Here is a 15,733-nt window from a genome sequence, read left to right as displayed (position 1 = left end):
ATTAATATGATACATCGATTATATAACATCAAAAACATGGAATCAAGGCAATTTGAAAGGAGGGAATGGGCGAATGAAGAGCCGACAACAGATTTCCCCGTTTGGTATGGAAATTAAGATGGCACTAATCAGGAGAAATATGGATGCGAAAGAATTGGCTCAAAGGATTAACAAAACGAAGGCTACCGTATCAGATGTTATATACGGTCGTAATAAATGTGAAAAAACGCTTGAGTTAATTCGGAAGGAACTGGAGATTTAAAAGTCTTTAAATAATTTACAGGAGGGTAAAAAAGTGAGAAACAAAAGGTGCGTATTGCTGATAGCCGGAGCTGTATCTGTCCTGTCATGTTTTACTGCTTATGCTGGCGCATGGGAACAGGATGGAGAAGATTGGAAGTATAAGAAAGATAACGGAAGCTATGCTGAATATGAATGGGTTCAAGATAGCGGAGACTGGTATTATTGCTCGCGTTGGGGAGTGATGCAAAAGAATACGGTTATAGATGGTTATTATCTTGGAGCGGACGGAAAAATGATTTCGGCATCCGATACAGAAAATCCGTTATATGGAGAAAAAGTATATAGCAACTGCTATATGCAGATTAACAGCTATAAGGATTGCGGTACATATTATAAGGCACAGGTGACTTTGTATGACAGTTCGTATTACAGCAATGATGAGCTGCAGTATAACATAGGAGACAAATTCCTGATCCGGCCAAAGAATGTTTATGGTACTGTATCAGATGTACAAATGGATACGAGTGGAAATATGTGGGTGACAGTAAAGTATGGCATGGATACATATGAATTTTCGAAAGATGCTGCATTATATTTTCCATATGACCAGGAAGAGCAGGTGTTAAGCCGAAAAATAAAAGAAACAGAGGTTTTTCTGGCAAAAGATGTTGTAATCGTACCAGTAAAAGGCTATCAAGCTGATACTGTTTATAAGGTTACGTTAGAACGTTATCTAAATGAAAACTGGAGTAGAATGATACCTGTTTTTGAAGGAAAAAACGTGCGTATGTTATACGATAATATTGTAAATTATGCGGATTAGATGGAGGTACACAAAAAAATATGAATCCGGAAATGGAAGAAAATTTGCAAGATCTGAAAGATATCAGAAACCATATGTACCGTTATTATGATGTCGGTCAGGAATATATCAGGCAACAGGAAATCCTGGAACGATATGAAAAGGCAGAGGAACGGTGGGCACCGGAAAATAAAAAGAAAATTTTGCTGATCAGCATTGGCATATGTATTCTTTTGGGACCTGTAGGAATCATGCTTGGACCGTTTGCAGTAGGTGGATTATATTTCGGCTATGAAAAAATCACAGCTGAAAAGATTCGCTTACGGAAAAAGAAAGAGGATGAATTAAATGCTTTATTAAAGCAGTATGAGGAAAGTTATAGACCAGTAGCTAAAAAGTGTAAACGTCTGTTGTTTCACAGGGAAGAATATGAAATTCCCATGGCGGTAGATTATCTGATTCAGATAATACAAACGGGACGTGTTGATACCATGCGGGAAGCTTATGATAAGTTGGATGAGCAGCTGCATCGTTGGACTATGGAAAAGCTGCAGAATCAGCAGATAGAAATACAATTGTATCAATGTCGGCTGTTGCAGCAGATCATAGCGTTGGACATAGTAAATTCATGGGACTAATAGGAGATAAAAGTACAAATGTCAGAATATGTAAAGGAATACTTTTCTTCCGCATTAGATTTTGCGGGGGAAGAACAGGGAGATACCTATAGAAAATATTGTGTGATTCAATTGGTCGGGCCGTTGGCTTTGGGGGTTATTATATTTTGTATGAAGCTGATGATAGGATTGTTTGGAGCAGGGGCACTTATTGCTTTTAGCCTTCTTTCGGGCATAATCAATATAGTTGGCTGGGGAGTGCTGACGTTTCCTAACATTGCAGCAACGGTGAGAAGAACCAGAACATTAAATCGTTCAAAATGGTGGGCTGTTGGAATTGTATTTTTCCCGATTCCGCTTGTGCCAATTGCATGGTGGGTATTGGGTGAAGATAACATAGTAAAAAAATGGTGATCAATGAAAGGAGAAGAATTATGAGAAGAAGTGTAAAAACGGCAGCAGTAGCAATTGTAATGGGAATGGCCCTTGCAGCACCGGTATATGCGATGACTGGAGGAGAATTAAAGGCAGCACACACTTCGGAATATACATCGGGAACGGAGTCAGTGTATGGGCCAGCTTTGACACAGGCACAGCTGGATACGGTCGCACAGACGGTATCTGATTTTGTAAATAATTATATAAAAGATGGCATGACAGAAGAACAGAAAATACGTGCCATCCATACATATCTGTTTCAGAATGTGTCATATGCAGAGAACTGGAGTGAAAACAGTGCCAATACTGCATATGGAGCACTTGTAAACCATACTGCTCAGTGTTCCGGTTATGCAAGAGCATTCAAAGCAATGTGTGATGCAGTCGGGATCGAGTGTTATTATGTCCATGCAAATGCGGATGCAATGAATCCAAGCCATCAGTGGAACATTGTTCGTTACAATGGGCAGTATTATCATATGGATGTGCAGGTGAACTGCATGGGAGCAGGAGCAGATGCCATTTATTTGTCTGCCACTCATCCATGCACCTACGATCAGAGTGCTTATCCACAAGTGTCGGGAACAGACGCACAGGTAACACGGTTCGCCGAGGGGCAGGGAGATTATGCGGCAGCAGCACAAAATATAACAGTAGCAGCATTCCCGTCTGAAGATGCATTTATTCTGAATATCGAATCGGAAAAAACAGAAGAAATGAGCACGGTTGATTATGGAGTTTGTCAGGCAATTAAACTTCCAGACGATGTTGGCAGTATTAAACTCGATGCATCATCACCTTACAATGAAGCAGATTATGAAATGCAGGTAGCTATTATTGCATTAAAAGGAAATGAGAGCAGGCAGCAGGGTGGCTTATACCTGGCGCAGGAAGGACCGCAAACGAATTTCCAGACGCTGAAAAAGGGACAGTCTGTAAGCCTTGATCCATTAGGACAGGGACGAAGTGCCGCAGAGATTGCAAAATATTGCCGTGAGAATGATATCTTTTTCAAGTTCATTATTTTCGATGGCCGTGCTTATCGGAAGCAGGAACAGGAAAAGGGTTCTGTGGTAATTCAGGACTTTGGAAATGCGATACCAGCTATGACGCAGTATTTTACATATTAAACAGGGCTACAAATTACGAGTTTATTTCCTCTGGTACTGGAAATGAATTAGCAATTAACAAAAGACAGTCAATCGAAATATTGGCTGTCTTTTGCTTAGACTTTTCTGTTTTTCATTTGTTCAAACATATCATCCCATTCGGCTTCGTTATTCCATTCATCGTCAGAGGATATGGTTGCTTTGCCTTCTTTGCTGTAATTGGTGTTTTGAAGTGCTAATTTATATGCTTGCAATCCATATGTTCCAGTATTCATGGTCGGCTTAAAGGGCAATGCTTGTTCTCTTACTGCCTGTTTAGCTGCCATGGTAAAAAAAGTTGTCATGTCCATTCCGAGATTAGATAAGAGTTCCTGTAACTGAGCCTTTAGCGTTTCATCAATTCGCACGGTTACATTTGCCATTTCTGCCACTCCCTTCCTTTGATTGATATTATATTTTATGCTTTTTATGTTGTCAATACATTGTATTAACAATGCACATGAATGAAGATTTCAAAAATAAAAAGAATAAATTTCAGCGCTTATTTCAGGTTTAAAAGTATTTGGCACTTGGAGTTTGAGAAAAGACTGATTTTATGCTACCATATATTTATTGAAAAGTCTGCATGTACAGGGAAACGGTGATATAGAAAAGAAATATAAAAATATGTTAGTAAGTTCTAAAATGCATCGATTAAAATAGCGGTCAGCATATGTTGGTAGGAGGAAAAATCAGAATCATATCTGCAAGGAAGTCAATAAAAATAGGATAAGAGTCTACAATGAACAGCTTTTTTGGAGGGAAGATTATGCATGAAGAATATAATATCATGGATTTAAAACCAAGAAAAAATCCTTATGTTAAAACGTGTAAGAAGCAAGTGACAATCAGTCTTGATGAAAACGTGATCACGTATTTTAAAAATCAGTCTGAAGTAGTTGGTATTCCATGCCAGACTCTCATCAATTTGTATTTATGTGATTGCATGAAGAACAATCGTCTGCCGGAAGCGGTCCGGAAACAAAACATTTCTTTCTTGCAGAATTATTAATTTAATTGTTGGATATTTTTGATGCACCTTTTTGGGGGATCAACGGCAGCTTTATTTAGGTGAGACTTCCGGGCACAGGGGAATCCTAGCTTTTTAATACTGAGCAGGATAGAAGAATTATCGAAAAAACCAAGGTGCAATCATTGAATCGAGTAGTATGTACATACAAATGCGGATGCAATGAATCCAAGCCGTTAATGGAACATTGTTCGTTACAATGGGCAGTATTATCATATGGATGTGCAGGTGAACTGCATAGGAGCAGGAGCCGATGCCATTTATTTGTTTGAGAGAGACGAAACAAAGAATGTCAGAAACATAGAAAATCTCTTGAAGAAACGCATACAGATATCCACAACAATCGCTTGGTGCTGAACGAATCCATATTATTTAGAAAGCCCTTAGCTGTGGGTAGTAACTTATGGCTAAAGGTTTTTTGTTGTCTTTGCCATGTTTCATGGAACGTCTTTTTTTATAGGCAGTAAACGCAAGTCCAGCCGCAGAAATTCCAAGCAGAATGGCAAATTCAGCAATATGTGTGCTGTCACCCGTTTTTGGGGAATCCGTTGTCTTATGACTCGGTGTATCTGGGGTACTCGGTTTTTCTGGTTCTTTCGGTTCTTCTGGCGTTTCGGGTGTTTCTGGTAGTTCTTTGACTGTTACTGTTTGCCCCTTGTCCTCAATATCCTTGTGTTCCGTTACTTTTGTAGGCTCGCCGGGATTGGTAATGTCGTAAAGTTCTTCAAAAGTTACCAGATGTTTTCCTGCCAGTTCAGCAGCATTAAATGTAAAGGAAACCTGTACTTCCATTTTTTCTTTGTCGGCAGTAAAGGTGTAGTCATTTTCTACACGCTTGCCATCAATGAGAAGTTCTGCATTTTCCTCTTTTACCATCTGCCAACCTTTAAGCTGATATTTTGTACCCACTTCCAAACCATCTAAAGTGACCGTATCAACGATAGTCACATCTTTACCAGCTTCAATGACTTTTTCCCCGTCCTTGCTGGTCGCAGTGGTATGGATAGAGATTTCTTTTTCGTATTCATCAGTCAGAGTGCCTAAGTCAATGACAGTGTTATTTCTGGACACGATAATCTCAAATGGAGGAATGAGCTTTAAGCCTTTGTTGCTGTCGCAGCGTAGTTCCTCAATCTCATAGGTATCATAGAGCAATGCACCTTTGCTGTCATCTGGTTCAGAAGTTCCAAACCAGATACCGTCCTCACTGTTTTTCCCTTCATTGGTATTTTGTTTGTGGGATACCCAGTCAGACGCAGTGGAGAATTGACCGTTTTTATCAGTGACAATAACGTGGCTCTCACCTGTTGTCTTGCTAGTGATCCGAAACGGAACATTCGCAAGACGCTTGTGTGTGCCAGCTCCAATTTTTATGCTCTCAATGTCACCACGTTTAATCTGATTGTAGATAGAGTGTGATTCATCTGTTAAATCCACGACTTTTTTATCTTCTGTAATGGTAAAATCAATCGGTTTTGCACCGTCTGTCAAGTAACCATTTGGTGATTTGCTTTCTTCCATGCGGTATTTTCCGTAAGGTAATGTATCCGTAGAAGTAGAAGCGATACCGTCAATGCCTGTATGAATGGTCTTTACCACTTCATTTTTCTGATACAGTTTTCCATCAACCAGCACTGCATTTTCATTTAGGGAAATAATTTCAAAAGCGGTATCCTTGAAAGTTGCACCGCCTTGTGGTTTTGTATCCTTTGTTTCAAGGTCACGTTTCTGGATTTTTACACCGCCACGGATAATTTTATCCGATACAGAATACTGGTTGCTACCAGTCAGTACAGCAAGGTTGCCATCTTCGGTAATTTGTGTCAGATACATACCTTTGATTTGTTCTTCGCTCCCATCAGCCTGCATATATGCACCATCTAACAGATAGCCTGTTGGTGACTTGCTTTCTTCTACCGTGATAGTTCCAAGCGGTAAGCATGGCACACCGTTTTGTGTGTAGAAACTGTCACCAGATACTTTATAATTATCTGCCAGCTTTGTGACGTAATGAACCAAACCGTCACTACCTGTTTCTGCAACAGTTTTTGTTGTCCACGTTCTTGTCGGAGCAGCAGGGAGATTATTTTTGTTGTAGTAACCAGCGTAGAAATTCCATGTAAACTCCGCACCCTCTAAAGAAGCGTTACCCTGTGCAGTGGATTTCCCAGTTTCCATGTCAATCTTGAAAAGCTCAATCAAGGTTTCTATAACCTTTGGGGTATCACTCACTTTTAAAGTAGAAGTTTCACCAGTCTTGACCGTCAGTGGATAAACGGTATCATCAACTTTATATCCAGCAGGAGCAGACAGCTCTTTGATGTAGACCGTACCAGCTCTTACCTCCACAGTTTCGGTGTTCCCGTTAGAATTTGTCGTAAGGGTGGCAAGCTGTTTCGTGCAGCCTTTATCAGAATAGACACCATAAGTCGCACCAGCGATAGAGTAAAGCTCATTGCCGCTGGTAATGTCGGTATTGGAGGACGTTTTTTGAAGTGTCGCATTACCGACCGCCAGTTTCGCCCAGAACTGACCTAATTCCTGTCCTTGTCCAGAATAAATATATCCTCCGCAGTCATAGCGTCCTTTGTTTTCTTTTACAAAAGCCTTTGCTCCAGCATATACCTCATTCTGTACCGCTTTGGAAATTTCATCATTAAGAAGTTCGTACATTATCGCAGTTCCAGCCTAAGTGGACACTTAAACGCTGCCAGACAACACATTGTTCTAATAAGTAGACTTGTTTATAATTCAATCCTTTATGACTGTCGGCATATAGCTTGACGTATTCCAAAGAAAGGGCAACGTCAGTTATCTGATCGGCACGCATACGGGTGCTTGCATCAGCTCGTGTTTTGTATCCATTTTGGAAGTTTGTGTTAATATCCACACAGTAGGCAGTTTCACCCTCAACTTTCATCATGCCCTCATTGAATGTTGAATCGATACTGCCATCATTCATAACTTTTTCAATTATTCCCACTCGCTCCGCTGATTCTGTCCAATACTGTTTTTCTGCTGCTTGAACCTGTGAAACGAGTAGTGTTGTAAACATCGCAGCAAGACTAAGCACGCCGGCAAGCAAGTGATTCATAATCTTTTTCATAAAAATAAACCCTCCTTTCATTTTGGGTAAAAAAATAGACGCTCATTATTGAACGTCTAGAAATAGAAAAGGAACATCAATTTTGACGTTCCCTAAACTATAAAATTTAAGATATTGAGGATTTGTCATTCACACTGAATAATAAAATATCAAATGTACTTCATTGCATTATAATTGCATTTTTTCATTTTTTTATATTGCTTTATAGCTTTTTATATTGCCTTAAAATGGCTTAAAATCAACGATTTTTGCTAATACTCCGTACTGTCTGTCTGGAGTTTGAATAAGAGAAAAAGACAAGACGTTTATTGTGATCGATCATTCAACAGGTGTTAGGGATTATTTTTATCAATGGATTCAAATAGAAAATATCGATAATAGATTAATTGGAAAACGGCTTAAGTAATGCAAGTAGATACATTTTAAGTGAATTGGTTAATCTGCGATATATTACCATAATAAAAATATTCGGAATGAGAACACTTTTAAGCTGTAAAAATTCACGTTGAATTTTACAGCTTTTTGTGTATAATAAAAGTAGTAGAAACAACATGAAGTCAAAGAAAGGAGCTGAAAGAATATGGCAAATATTTTACCAGTGTCTGATTTGAGAAATTATAATGAAGTTTTGAAAAACTGTCATAAAGGAGAACCGGTATATTTGACCAAGAATGGCAGAGGACGTTTTGTAGTTATGGATTTTGAAGATTATGAGCGTGACCGTGCAGAAAAAAAGCTTCTGATGAAGCTACAGGAAGCCGAAGAAGCAGTGAAAGACGGTGAAGGTTGGCTGAATCTGGATGAATTGAAAGCACTTGTGGGGGAATAAGATGTTAAAACTGCGGATCAATCCGATTGTTGTAAAGGATCTGAAGAATATTCGGGATTATATTGCTGAAGATAATGAAGAATATGCTGTAAAGACTATAAAGGAAATTTATGGTAAATTTGAAAATCTTCAGATGTTTCCAGGAATGGGTTCAGATCTTTCAAAACGAGTCAGCTTTCGGACAGATTACAAATATGCAATATGGGAAGACTATGTGATTATCTACAAGGTTGGAAATTGCTACGTAGAGATTTATCGTGTGATTAACCGATATCAGGATATTACAAAAATCTTTGATTGATAGTTCTCGGGGGATGTAGCACTTTGGGGTTTAATGAGATTCCAATAAAATTTGAATTTTGTTTTCTCATGGTAGAGATATTGTAATTTGAAGTGCAGTATATCAGAGCCAGTGGCCGAGTATGAAAGGAGCGAACAAAATGGTTTATAAGAACATTGCCTTTCAGGCAGTGCCCTTTTTCTATGATCTGGCCTTTGAAGATTGAATCACTCTTGTCGGCGGAGACAGCGGCTCAGGCAAAACGGTTTTTTATGAAATACTTGAAGATTTGAAATTGACTGATGAGTATCATGCTATAAAGCTGTTTAATTATAGATCGGAAAATGTCCAGAAGAATCTCGAAAAATACAGAAATAATTTTATTGTAATTGACAATGCTGCAATTTTGATCGATGATGATATACGGAGATTTATTAATTTCGAATTTTCGAATCAGTATATGCTTTTCTTAAGAAACTGCGATGGCCTGAATGTTTCGGATAAAAGTTTCAAAGTGCTGAAACTGGAGGATAATAAGATAACGCTGGAAGACGAGGTGTGACCAAATTTTGGCCCAAATTTCTCCGGTAAAAGAAAATAGCCTATATAATACGTATAAATGTAGTGGTTTTTGTAAAAACAGAAGCACAAGATATTGTAGAAACCAAGGTGCAATCATTGAGTTTGAATAGTATAATAAAGCCCAGAAGCCTTATAAATCAAAGGTTTCTGGGCTTTGTGCTTGCAAAATGCTTGCAGTTTGAGGAAAATGCAACGAATAAACAAGTGAGGAGCCGATAAGGCTCCTTATTTTTTTGCACTTTGTATGAGCATTTGAGAATCAACCATTCGGAGTTCCAATTCTTGCTCAATTTCATCAGCACGGTTAAGTAAAAATGCTTTTGTTGTTTCATCTGGAGAAAATTGAGCTTCATCTCTTAAATGGTCGATGATAACTTTACTGTCTGCCCATTCCTTTAGAAAATGCTTTAATACAGGAGAATCAAAAGATATGGTCAGAGTATTTAGGTCAAATTTTCCATCAGCATCTTTGTTACCATGAAACTGAACTTTGCCAACTTTGGAGATGGCAAATAGATAAGGTGCAACTTCTCCAATGGTTTCTAAATGAATGTCTTGAAAAGAGGTGATACTAATATGTAAGGCATCAGCAATGCGTTGTAAAGGTTCTTGTTTGGGATTTCTATTACCTGTTTCGTATTTTTTTAGTGTACCCAGAGGAATACCAGAAAAATCCGCAAGTTGTTGTTGAGTTAACCCACGGAGTTCTCTATAATATCTGATTTTTTCACTGACATTCATAATAATATCTCCAATCATATTTCTTTTATTCTAATACATTGTACATACATTGTCAAGAACAAAATGAGAACCTAAGTACAATAAAGATTGATAAAAAGTGTTACATGAGATAATATGAATATAAGGAGAACAAAATGGTCACCAAATAACAAAAAAGAGAACAAAATGGATGTTGTGAATAATGAGTACATCAAAAAAATTAAAAAGTGAACAGTTTTTTGTGAGAGTAGAAACGGTGATGCATGATTTACAGATTTCCAGACCTTTTGCGTATCGCATGATTGCAGGTTGGAATGAAGAACTGAAAGAGCAAGGTTATACAACTATTTGCGGACGTATTCCAAAGGCTTATTATGAAAAAAAGATTTACGGCATGACTAAAGAATAAAACAGCCCTCCCTCGGCAAAGGAAGAGCTGTTAGAAAGTGCGGATATTTATTTCGTTTAATAAATTGTACCGCGTTTTTATATGATAATCAAGGAGAAACGTGGTCATGGGAAAATCTAGAAAGAGTACGATAAGGAAGTTTGAGTTTTATGAAACAATAACGGATAACGGTATAGAAAGCGGTTATGTCAGACTTGCTAATACTCAATTTCATTCGGATGCTGTGATGGATTTATCTGCAAATAGTTATAGGGTATTTACGTACATGAAGTTCAGAGCGAAAGGAAACAAAGTATTCACTTACACGTATGAGAATGCAATAAAAGATGCATCTATAAGCCGCCAAACATTTTTGAAAGTGAAAAAAGAATTGATAGATAATGGTTTAATAAAACAATTGGCATCAAATGCATATTCTCCGTCGAAGTTTGAATTTAGTGCGGAATGGAAGAATTACCATAGCAAAAGGAGAGATTGGTTTACAGATGAACGTATCGGTAAAAATGCTAAGAGCAAAAGAAAGCAACCACAAAGAAAATAACGGAAAACAAATAAAAGAATTTTACGAGTCTAAAAATTAGACGAGAGTGGCATCTAAAAATCAGACGACAAGAAAACAGTGAAAAACGTTGTCGTCTAAAAAATAGACCCTGTACTCATCTAAAAAATAGACGACAGTTCAAGTCTAAAAAATAGACGCATATATATGTATGCCATATATACTTGGACGATTAGGTATTAGGAGGATTAACTTTGAGTGCAAGCAAGGATACAAAAAGAGGAACTTGGAAGGTCTATATTCGATACATAGATTGGATGGGGAACAAGCAGATTAAAACTAAACGTGGATTTCAGACAAAGAAAGAGGCTTTGGCATGGGAGAGGGAATTTCTACAGTCGCAGTCTAAGGATATGAATATGAGTTTTAAGGCATTTGCAGAGATTTATATGAATGATATGAAGCCACGCATTAGGGAAAGCACAATGGAGAATAAGCGTTATATCATTGATAATAAACTTATTCCTTACTTTGGCTCACGCTCATTAGCATCTATAAAAGCATCGGATATTATCCAATGGCAGAATGAGTTGCTGAACGCCAGAGATGAAGATGGAAATGCATACTCACCGACATATCTGCGTACTATCCAAAATCAATTAAGTGCAATTTTTAACCATGCCAGAAGATTTTATTCGTTACCGGTCAATCCATCTGCACAAGCAGGAAAAATAGGGCGACAAAATGCTAAAGAAATGCATTTCTGGACGCAAGACGAGTTTTTGCAATTTATCGAGTATATGAAGGTCAAACCTGTGTCATATTACGCATTTGAGATATTGTATTGGACTGGAATTAGAGAGGGAGAGCTTCTGGCATTGACACCAAGCGATTTTAATTTTGTTACGAAGCAGTTAATTATCAATAAAAGCTATCAACGTATTGGACAGAAAGATATGATTACTGATCCTAAAACGGAGCAGAGCAATCGGACTATTTCATTGCCGGTTTTTTTGTGCGAAGAAATCCAAGATTTTATAGCTTCTCTTTGTGGGATAACACCCAATATGAGGATTTTTAATGTTACCAAAAGTTACTTGCATCATGAAATGGATAGAGGTTGTAAAGAGAGCGGTGTAAAAAGAATTAGGATTCATGATTTGCGACATTCTCATGCTGCACATTTGATTGAATTGGGATTTTCACCAGTTGCGATAGCGGAGCGGCTAGGACATAAAGGAATATCAATCACATATATGTACGCACACCTGTATCCATCAAAACAGTATGAGCTTGCAGAGAAACTATCGGAAGATAGGACTAGAGCTAGTGAAAAAATAAATTTGACAGGGGATGATGAGAATGTTTAAGAGGGCTGATTCAAAAAATGAAACAGAAGTTAAAAAGCAAGATGTTAAGGGACGTAAGCGTAAAATCATTTTCAATATGAGAGTTACCGAAGATGAGCGAGACCAGATAAATCAAAGAGCGGCACTATCTGGTCTGTTAAAACAAGAATTTTGTATTCAGTCACTAATGCATCAGAAAGTTGTTTGCTATGGAAATATACGTTTAATAAGTGAAGTGAAAAGTCAGTTGTGCAATATAGAAAACCATTTAATACGTTTAGAATCAGCAGATAATTTTGATGCAGATAAACTGGAACAATTAAGAATGATTTTGGAATTGCTTAATAGCTTAAAGGAGAATAATTAAATTCTTGCGTTGTATGTTAGTTTGATTTATGGACAACAAGCAGAATAAAACGGGAGAAAGTAATGAGAGACTATAGTTCACAAAGAGAAGAAATTGAAACTATAAAACCAAGAACCATAACAGTGAATCTTTCCGATGCAGATGTGAGACGCCTTGCAGAAAAATCCGGTGAGGGCGGTCTGACGATTTCAGAACTGTTGGAGAACTTCATCGGGGATTTAGTAGACGGAACATATTCCAATGGAAGTGACGAACGGATGTATGCGGAACAGTGGTATCAGCGTTGTTGGTTTGCCATGTTTTCAGATGATACGTTTCTGAAATTTTTGCTGTTGTGGGGAGATTTGGACGCTTATATTGATTTGATGGATGAACTTGAAAGCAACAAAAAAGAAATGGCAGAAATGACCGCTGATGCCGAAGAATATTCCTCAGAGGAACGGGACGAATTACAAGAGTACATCAATGATTTACAAAAGGAAAAGGACTATTATTGGAATAAATTTTTGGAACGAAAACGCCAAAAAGAATCCTATGTTTTTGAAAAAGAAATTGAAAATATTATGGCGTGGAAATCGCAGCTTGACACATTACTTGACACCGAAAATCTGTAGGTCAACATTATTAGCAAGCAGGGGGAAATTATATACACTCGGTGTCAAATATTCTCCCTATACTTGCTATAGCAAGCATAGTGATGTTGTCAAGATTGGTTGACACATTTTTCTCAAGGACATCATGGACTATGCTGCTATACGCAGAGAATCATAGTATCTCTGTCGCTTGAGCATGGGAGGAAGACCACCATTGGTGGTGCAAATCCTCCGATTGTTCCAATAACTGATAAAGTATCTCCAGATTAGAGACTTCAGTTCGGACACAGTCAGGTTTTCACTGTTGTATCGGTCATACAATAATTCTGTCTTTAGACGCGCCCACATGCTTTCACAACGGGCATTGTCATGGCATCGACCACCGGCACTGTTCATACTTTGGATGATTTCATATTTTCTCAGGGTGCTGCGGTAAAGCTCACTGGTATATTGGCTACCTCGATCGGAGTGAAGCACTGCTCCTTGAATTTCAGGATATGCGATAAAAGCGTTTTCTACCGTATGCTGGCAAAGCGTTGCCTTCATCGTGGTTTCCATTGCCAGCCCCAGTACTGCTGAATCAAAACAATCGAAGATTGCCGAAACATAGAGTTTTCCATCTTTTGCTTTGATTTCGGTGATATCTGTCACGCATTTTTCAAGAGGCTTTTCTGATGTGAAATTTCTCTTAAGAAGATCATCCGATTTACGAGCCTCACGGTCTGCTTTCGTAATTCCTTTCGGATTACGCTTAGGACGATGACTGAGACCGATTTTTTCCATGACTCTATAAACGGTACGCTCACTGGGGATAGGAATGCCATCAGGTCGTTTAAGAGTTAATGCCTGGAACATACGTACACGTCCATAGGTGTCGTTGCAGACATCCTCAGCATGGATTTCAAGCATGGTATCTGCAAGCGTCTGGTATTTCCACGGACGGTCTTTTACGGACAGATATTTATAAAATCCCTGGCGGCTCACATGTAACATACGACAGTAAAAAGCCAGTTTTCCCTTGATGGTGCCATCGTCAGTCTTAATCGCAATGAATTTCATTCTTTCGGTCTTAGAGACTTCCGACGGCTCGCTGCGAAAAAAGCGCTGGCTTCTTCCAGAAACTCGTTTTCTTCTTTCAGACGACGAATTTCTTTATCCTGATCTTTCACGCGTTTTCGAAGCATGGTTAATTCCTCCGCAAGGCTCATGGCAGATTCTGGAGTATGGGCACCTTCTCCAATATCCAGTTGTCCGGTTCTTACGGCTTTAAGCCAGGTATGGATAGTCCCTTCAGGAATTCCTAATTCTTTAGCGGCTTTCGCACCACCGATTTCTTTTGCAAGCTTAACTGCCTGCACTTTGTATTCATGATCGTACTTACGTTGACTTCGTGCCATAGTTGGGCACCTCCTTATTCTCTTGATTATACTATGAAATCCTTGAGAATAGGCTGTCAACTTTATTTATACACCATCATAGGGAAAATATAGACACTCGTGCCATTTTCCCACTTGTTAGCCGCTACACTGGGGCACTGCCCCCTAATACCCCCAGCCATAACATTTTGCAAAAAGGTAAAACGATTGTTCCGCAGACGGCACAACAAAAATAGAATCACTGACGAACAATTTTGTAATTTCCTCACGGTGAGGAAATTTTGAAAGGAGAGTTTACTATACTGATAGAACGTGCAGTTGAAATACGATGATGAAATATGATAAAATAAAATTGACAAATCGTAATTTATATATAAAGGAGAATATTGATGAAACTGTTTTTATGTTCGCACTTTTCAAGTGTAGGAAGTCTGATAAAGGAAGAAATTGAAAATAAAAAAGTCGCATTTATTCCAACAGCTTCGCTGCGTGAAGGCTACACCGGTTATGTCGGCTCGGCTCGAAAATTATTCAAAAAGTTGGGAGCAATCGTAACTGAAATTGATATTTCAACGGAGGCTTATTCAACGATACAGTCTGTTTTTGAAGATGCGGATGTGATATATTTTACCGGCGGAAATTCTTTTTTCCTTATAGACCAGCTCCGTAAAACGGGAACGGATGAGCTGTTGAAGAAAGAATTGGCAAAGGGAAAACTGATGATTGGTGAATCGGCAGGTGCGATTATATGCGCTCCAAGCATCCAATATATCGAGCAAATGGATGAAAAGCCGGAGGACTACTCACAAGAAGATGATGCAGGGCTTGATTTGATTGATTTCTATGTTCTTCCGCATTATCTTACAGCACCATTTAAGAAAGTTACCGAGAAAATAATGACTGAGTTTTCGGATTTGAATCTATGCCCAATTAACAACCGTCAGGGAATTGTAATTGATGGTGAAGGTTCAAATGTTATTTGCAAAGACTAATTTGAAAATTCAAGTTTGTTGAACCAAATAAAAGTGGACTTGAGTTATTCACATCCCAAAAGTGATGGACAGCGGTATAAATGTTGGGAGGGTGTAAAAATTCTTGTGTCTATGGAAAGTAAATCTTTCTGATAAGAAATAGATATGTAAAATTTTGCTGTCGAATTAATGATTATGCGGCTGTCGAATATATCTTTGTACTTACAGTATTGCCATGTAGGAAAATTATATACATCATTTTCGATTTTTTTGCATGACAAGTAAGGCATCATGATTATTGCCTTTTGTGGGCTCTGCCCACACCCGACCTCTGGAATAGGATCGGAAATTTCTGGCAATATTATAAATGCCGA

18 protein-coding genes and 1 pseudogene are annotated in these 15,733 nt (G+C 38.3%); 14 read left to right on the top strand and 5 right to left on the bottom strand.

Going from position 1 to position 15,733, the window contains the following annotated elements; translation table 11 throughout:
- The first annotated feature begins 73 nt into the window (after positions 1 to 73).
- Genes OGM16_00150 through OGM16_00130 form a run of 5 tightly spaced genes read left to right on the top strand, consistent with a single transcriptional unit; the run spans position 74 to position 3,230 of the window.
- Complete coding sequence (locus OGM16_00150; GenBank protein UYJ46735.1) at positions 74 to 262, top strand: XRE family transcriptional regulator; 189 nt, start codon at positions 74 to 76, stop codon at positions 260 to 262.
- Positions 263 to 295: 33 nt separating this feature from the next.
- Entirely contained in the window at positions 296 to 1,066 is a 771-nt protein-coding gene (locus OGM16_00145; GenBank protein ID UYJ46734.1) for a hypothetical protein, read from the top strand.
- Positions 1,067 to 1,086: 20 nt separating this feature from the next.
- Positions 1,087 to 1,683: a hypothetical protein gene (locus tag OGM16_00140; GenBank protein UYJ46733.1), complete on the top strand. Its 597-nt coding sequence runs from the start codon at positions 1,087 to 1,089 to the stop codon at positions 1,681 to 1,683.
- A gap of 18 nt (positions 1,684 to 1,701) precedes the next feature.
- A complete protein-coding gene (locus OGM16_00135) occupies positions 1,702 to 2,076 on the top strand; it encodes a hypothetical protein (GenBank protein ID UYJ46732.1) in 375 nt (124 codons plus the stop codon).
- A gap of 20 nt (positions 2,077 to 2,096) precedes the next feature.
- Positions 2,097 to 3,230: a hypothetical protein gene (locus OGM16_00130; GenBank protein ID UYJ46731.1), complete on the top strand. Its 1,134-nt coding sequence runs from the start codon at positions 2,097 to 2,099 to the stop codon at positions 3,228 to 3,230.
- A gap of 95 nt (positions 3,231 to 3,325) precedes the next feature.
- Here the strand turns inward: OGM16_00130 and OGM16_00125 are convergent, their stop codons facing one another.
- Entirely contained in the window at positions 3,326 to 3,631 is a 306-nt protein-coding gene (locus OGM16_00125; GenBank protein ID UYJ46730.1) for a type II toxin-antitoxin system RelB/DinJ family antitoxin, read from the bottom strand.
- 386 nt (positions 3,632 to 4,017) lie between these two features.
- Here OGM16_00125 and OGM16_00120 point away from each other — a divergent pair, with 386 nt between their 5' ends.
- Positions 4,018 to 4,260: an antitoxin gene (locus OGM16_00120; protein ID UYJ46729.1), complete on the top strand. Its 243-nt coding sequence runs from the start codon at positions 4,018 to 4,020 to the stop codon at positions 4,258 to 4,260.
- A 390-nt stretch (positions 4,261 to 4,650) separates the two neighbouring features.
- Here the strand turns inward: OGM16_00120 and OGM16_00115 are convergent.
- Positions 4,651 to 7,384: pseudogene (locus OGM16_00115) on the bottom strand (SpaA isopeptide-forming pilin-related protein).
- A gap of 580 nt (positions 7,385 to 7,964) precedes the next feature.
- On the opposite strand from OGM16_00115, the gene OGM16_00110 reads away from it, so the two are divergent.
- A complete protein-coding gene (locus OGM16_00110; protein ID UYJ46728.1) occupies positions 7,965 to 8,213 on the top strand; it encodes a type II toxin-antitoxin system prevent-host-death family antitoxin in 249 nt (82 codons plus the stop codon).
- A 1-nt stretch (position 8,214) separates the two neighbouring features.
- A complete protein-coding gene (locus tag OGM16_00105; protein ID UYJ46727.1) occupies positions 8,215 to 8,514 on the top strand; it encodes a type II toxin-antitoxin system RelE/ParE family toxin in 300 nt (99 codons plus the stop codon).
- Between the two features lie 786 nt (positions 8,515 to 9,300).
- Here the strand turns inward: OGM16_00105 and OGM16_00100 are convergent.
- Entirely contained in the window at positions 9,301 to 9,816 is a 516-nt protein-coding gene (locus OGM16_00100) for a helix-turn-helix domain-containing protein (protein ID UYJ46726.1), read from the bottom strand.
- Positions 9,817 to 9,997: 181 nt separating this feature from the next.
- Here OGM16_00100 and OGM16_00095 point away from each other — a divergent pair, with 181 nt between their 5' ends.
- The 5 genes from OGM16_00095 to OGM16_00075 all read left to right on the top strand — a co-directional run bounded on the left by OGM16_00095 (position 9,998) and on the right by OGM16_00075 (position 13,033).
- Positions 9,998 to 10,204: a hypothetical protein gene (locus OGM16_00095; protein UYJ46725.1), complete on the top strand. Its 207-nt coding sequence runs from the start codon at positions 9,998 to 10,000 to the stop codon at positions 10,202 to 10,204.
- A 106-nt stretch (positions 10,205 to 10,310) separates the two neighbouring features.
- Positions 10,311 to 10,745 carry a hypothetical protein gene (locus OGM16_00090; GenBank protein ID UYJ46724.1) on the top strand — a complete coding sequence of 145 codons (435 nt, stop codon included), beginning with the start codon at positions 10,311 to 10,313 and terminating at the stop codon, positions 10,743 to 10,745.
- Positions 10,746 to 10,957: 212 nt separating this feature from the next.
- Entirely contained in the window at positions 10,958 to 12,073 is a 1,116-nt protein-coding gene (locus OGM16_00085) for a site-specific integrase (GenBank protein UYJ46723.1), read from the top strand.
- Entirely contained in the window at positions 12,066 to 12,419 is a 354-nt protein-coding gene (locus tag OGM16_00080) for a hypothetical protein (protein UYJ46722.1), read from the top strand. The genes OGM16_00085 and OGM16_00080 overlap by 8 nt, the downstream gene beginning before the upstream one ends.
- A gap of 62 nt (positions 12,420 to 12,481) precedes the next feature.
- The gene (locus OGM16_00075) at positions 12,482 to 13,033 is read left to right on the top strand and encodes a molecular chaperone GrpE (GenBank protein UYJ46721.1); all 552 of its coding nucleotides are present in this window, start codon (positions 12,482 to 12,484) and stop codon (positions 13,031 to 13,033) included.
- A 129-nt stretch (positions 13,034 to 13,162) separates the two neighbouring features.
- On the opposite strand, the gene OGM16_00070 is transcribed toward OGM16_00075, so the two are convergent.
- Both OGM16_00070 and OGM16_00065 read right to left on the bottom strand, forming a co-directional pair.
- Entirely contained in the window at positions 13,163 to 14,071 is a 909-nt protein-coding gene (locus OGM16_00070; protein ID UYJ46720.1) for an IS3 family transposase, read from the bottom strand.
- Positions 14,068 to 14,409 (bottom strand): transposase, encoded by a 342-nt coding sequence (locus OGM16_00065; protein UYJ46719.1) that lies wholly within the window; start codon positions 14,407 to 14,409, stop codon positions 14,068 to 14,070. Before OGM16_00065 ends, OGM16_00070 begins: the two co-directional genes overlap by 4 nt.
- 368 nt (positions 14,410 to 14,777) lie before the next feature.
- On the opposite strand from OGM16_00065, the gene OGM16_00060 reads away from it, so the two are divergent.
- Positions 14,778 to 15,380 carry a peptidase E gene (locus OGM16_00060; protein UYJ46718.1) on the top strand — a complete coding sequence of 201 codons (603 nt, stop codon included), beginning with the start codon at positions 14,778 to 14,780 and terminating at the stop codon, positions 15,378 to 15,380.
- Positions 15,381 to 15,733 lie beyond the last annotated feature (353 nt).

The sequence above is a fragment of the Lachnospiraceae bacterium genome, from assembly GCA_025758065.1.
Taxonomy (GTDB): Bacteria; Bacillota; Clostridia; order Lachnospirales; family Lachnospiraceae; genus Enterocloster.
Note: the sequence above shows the minus strand (reverse complement) of the source record. Positions and strands in the feature narration are given on the sequence as shown.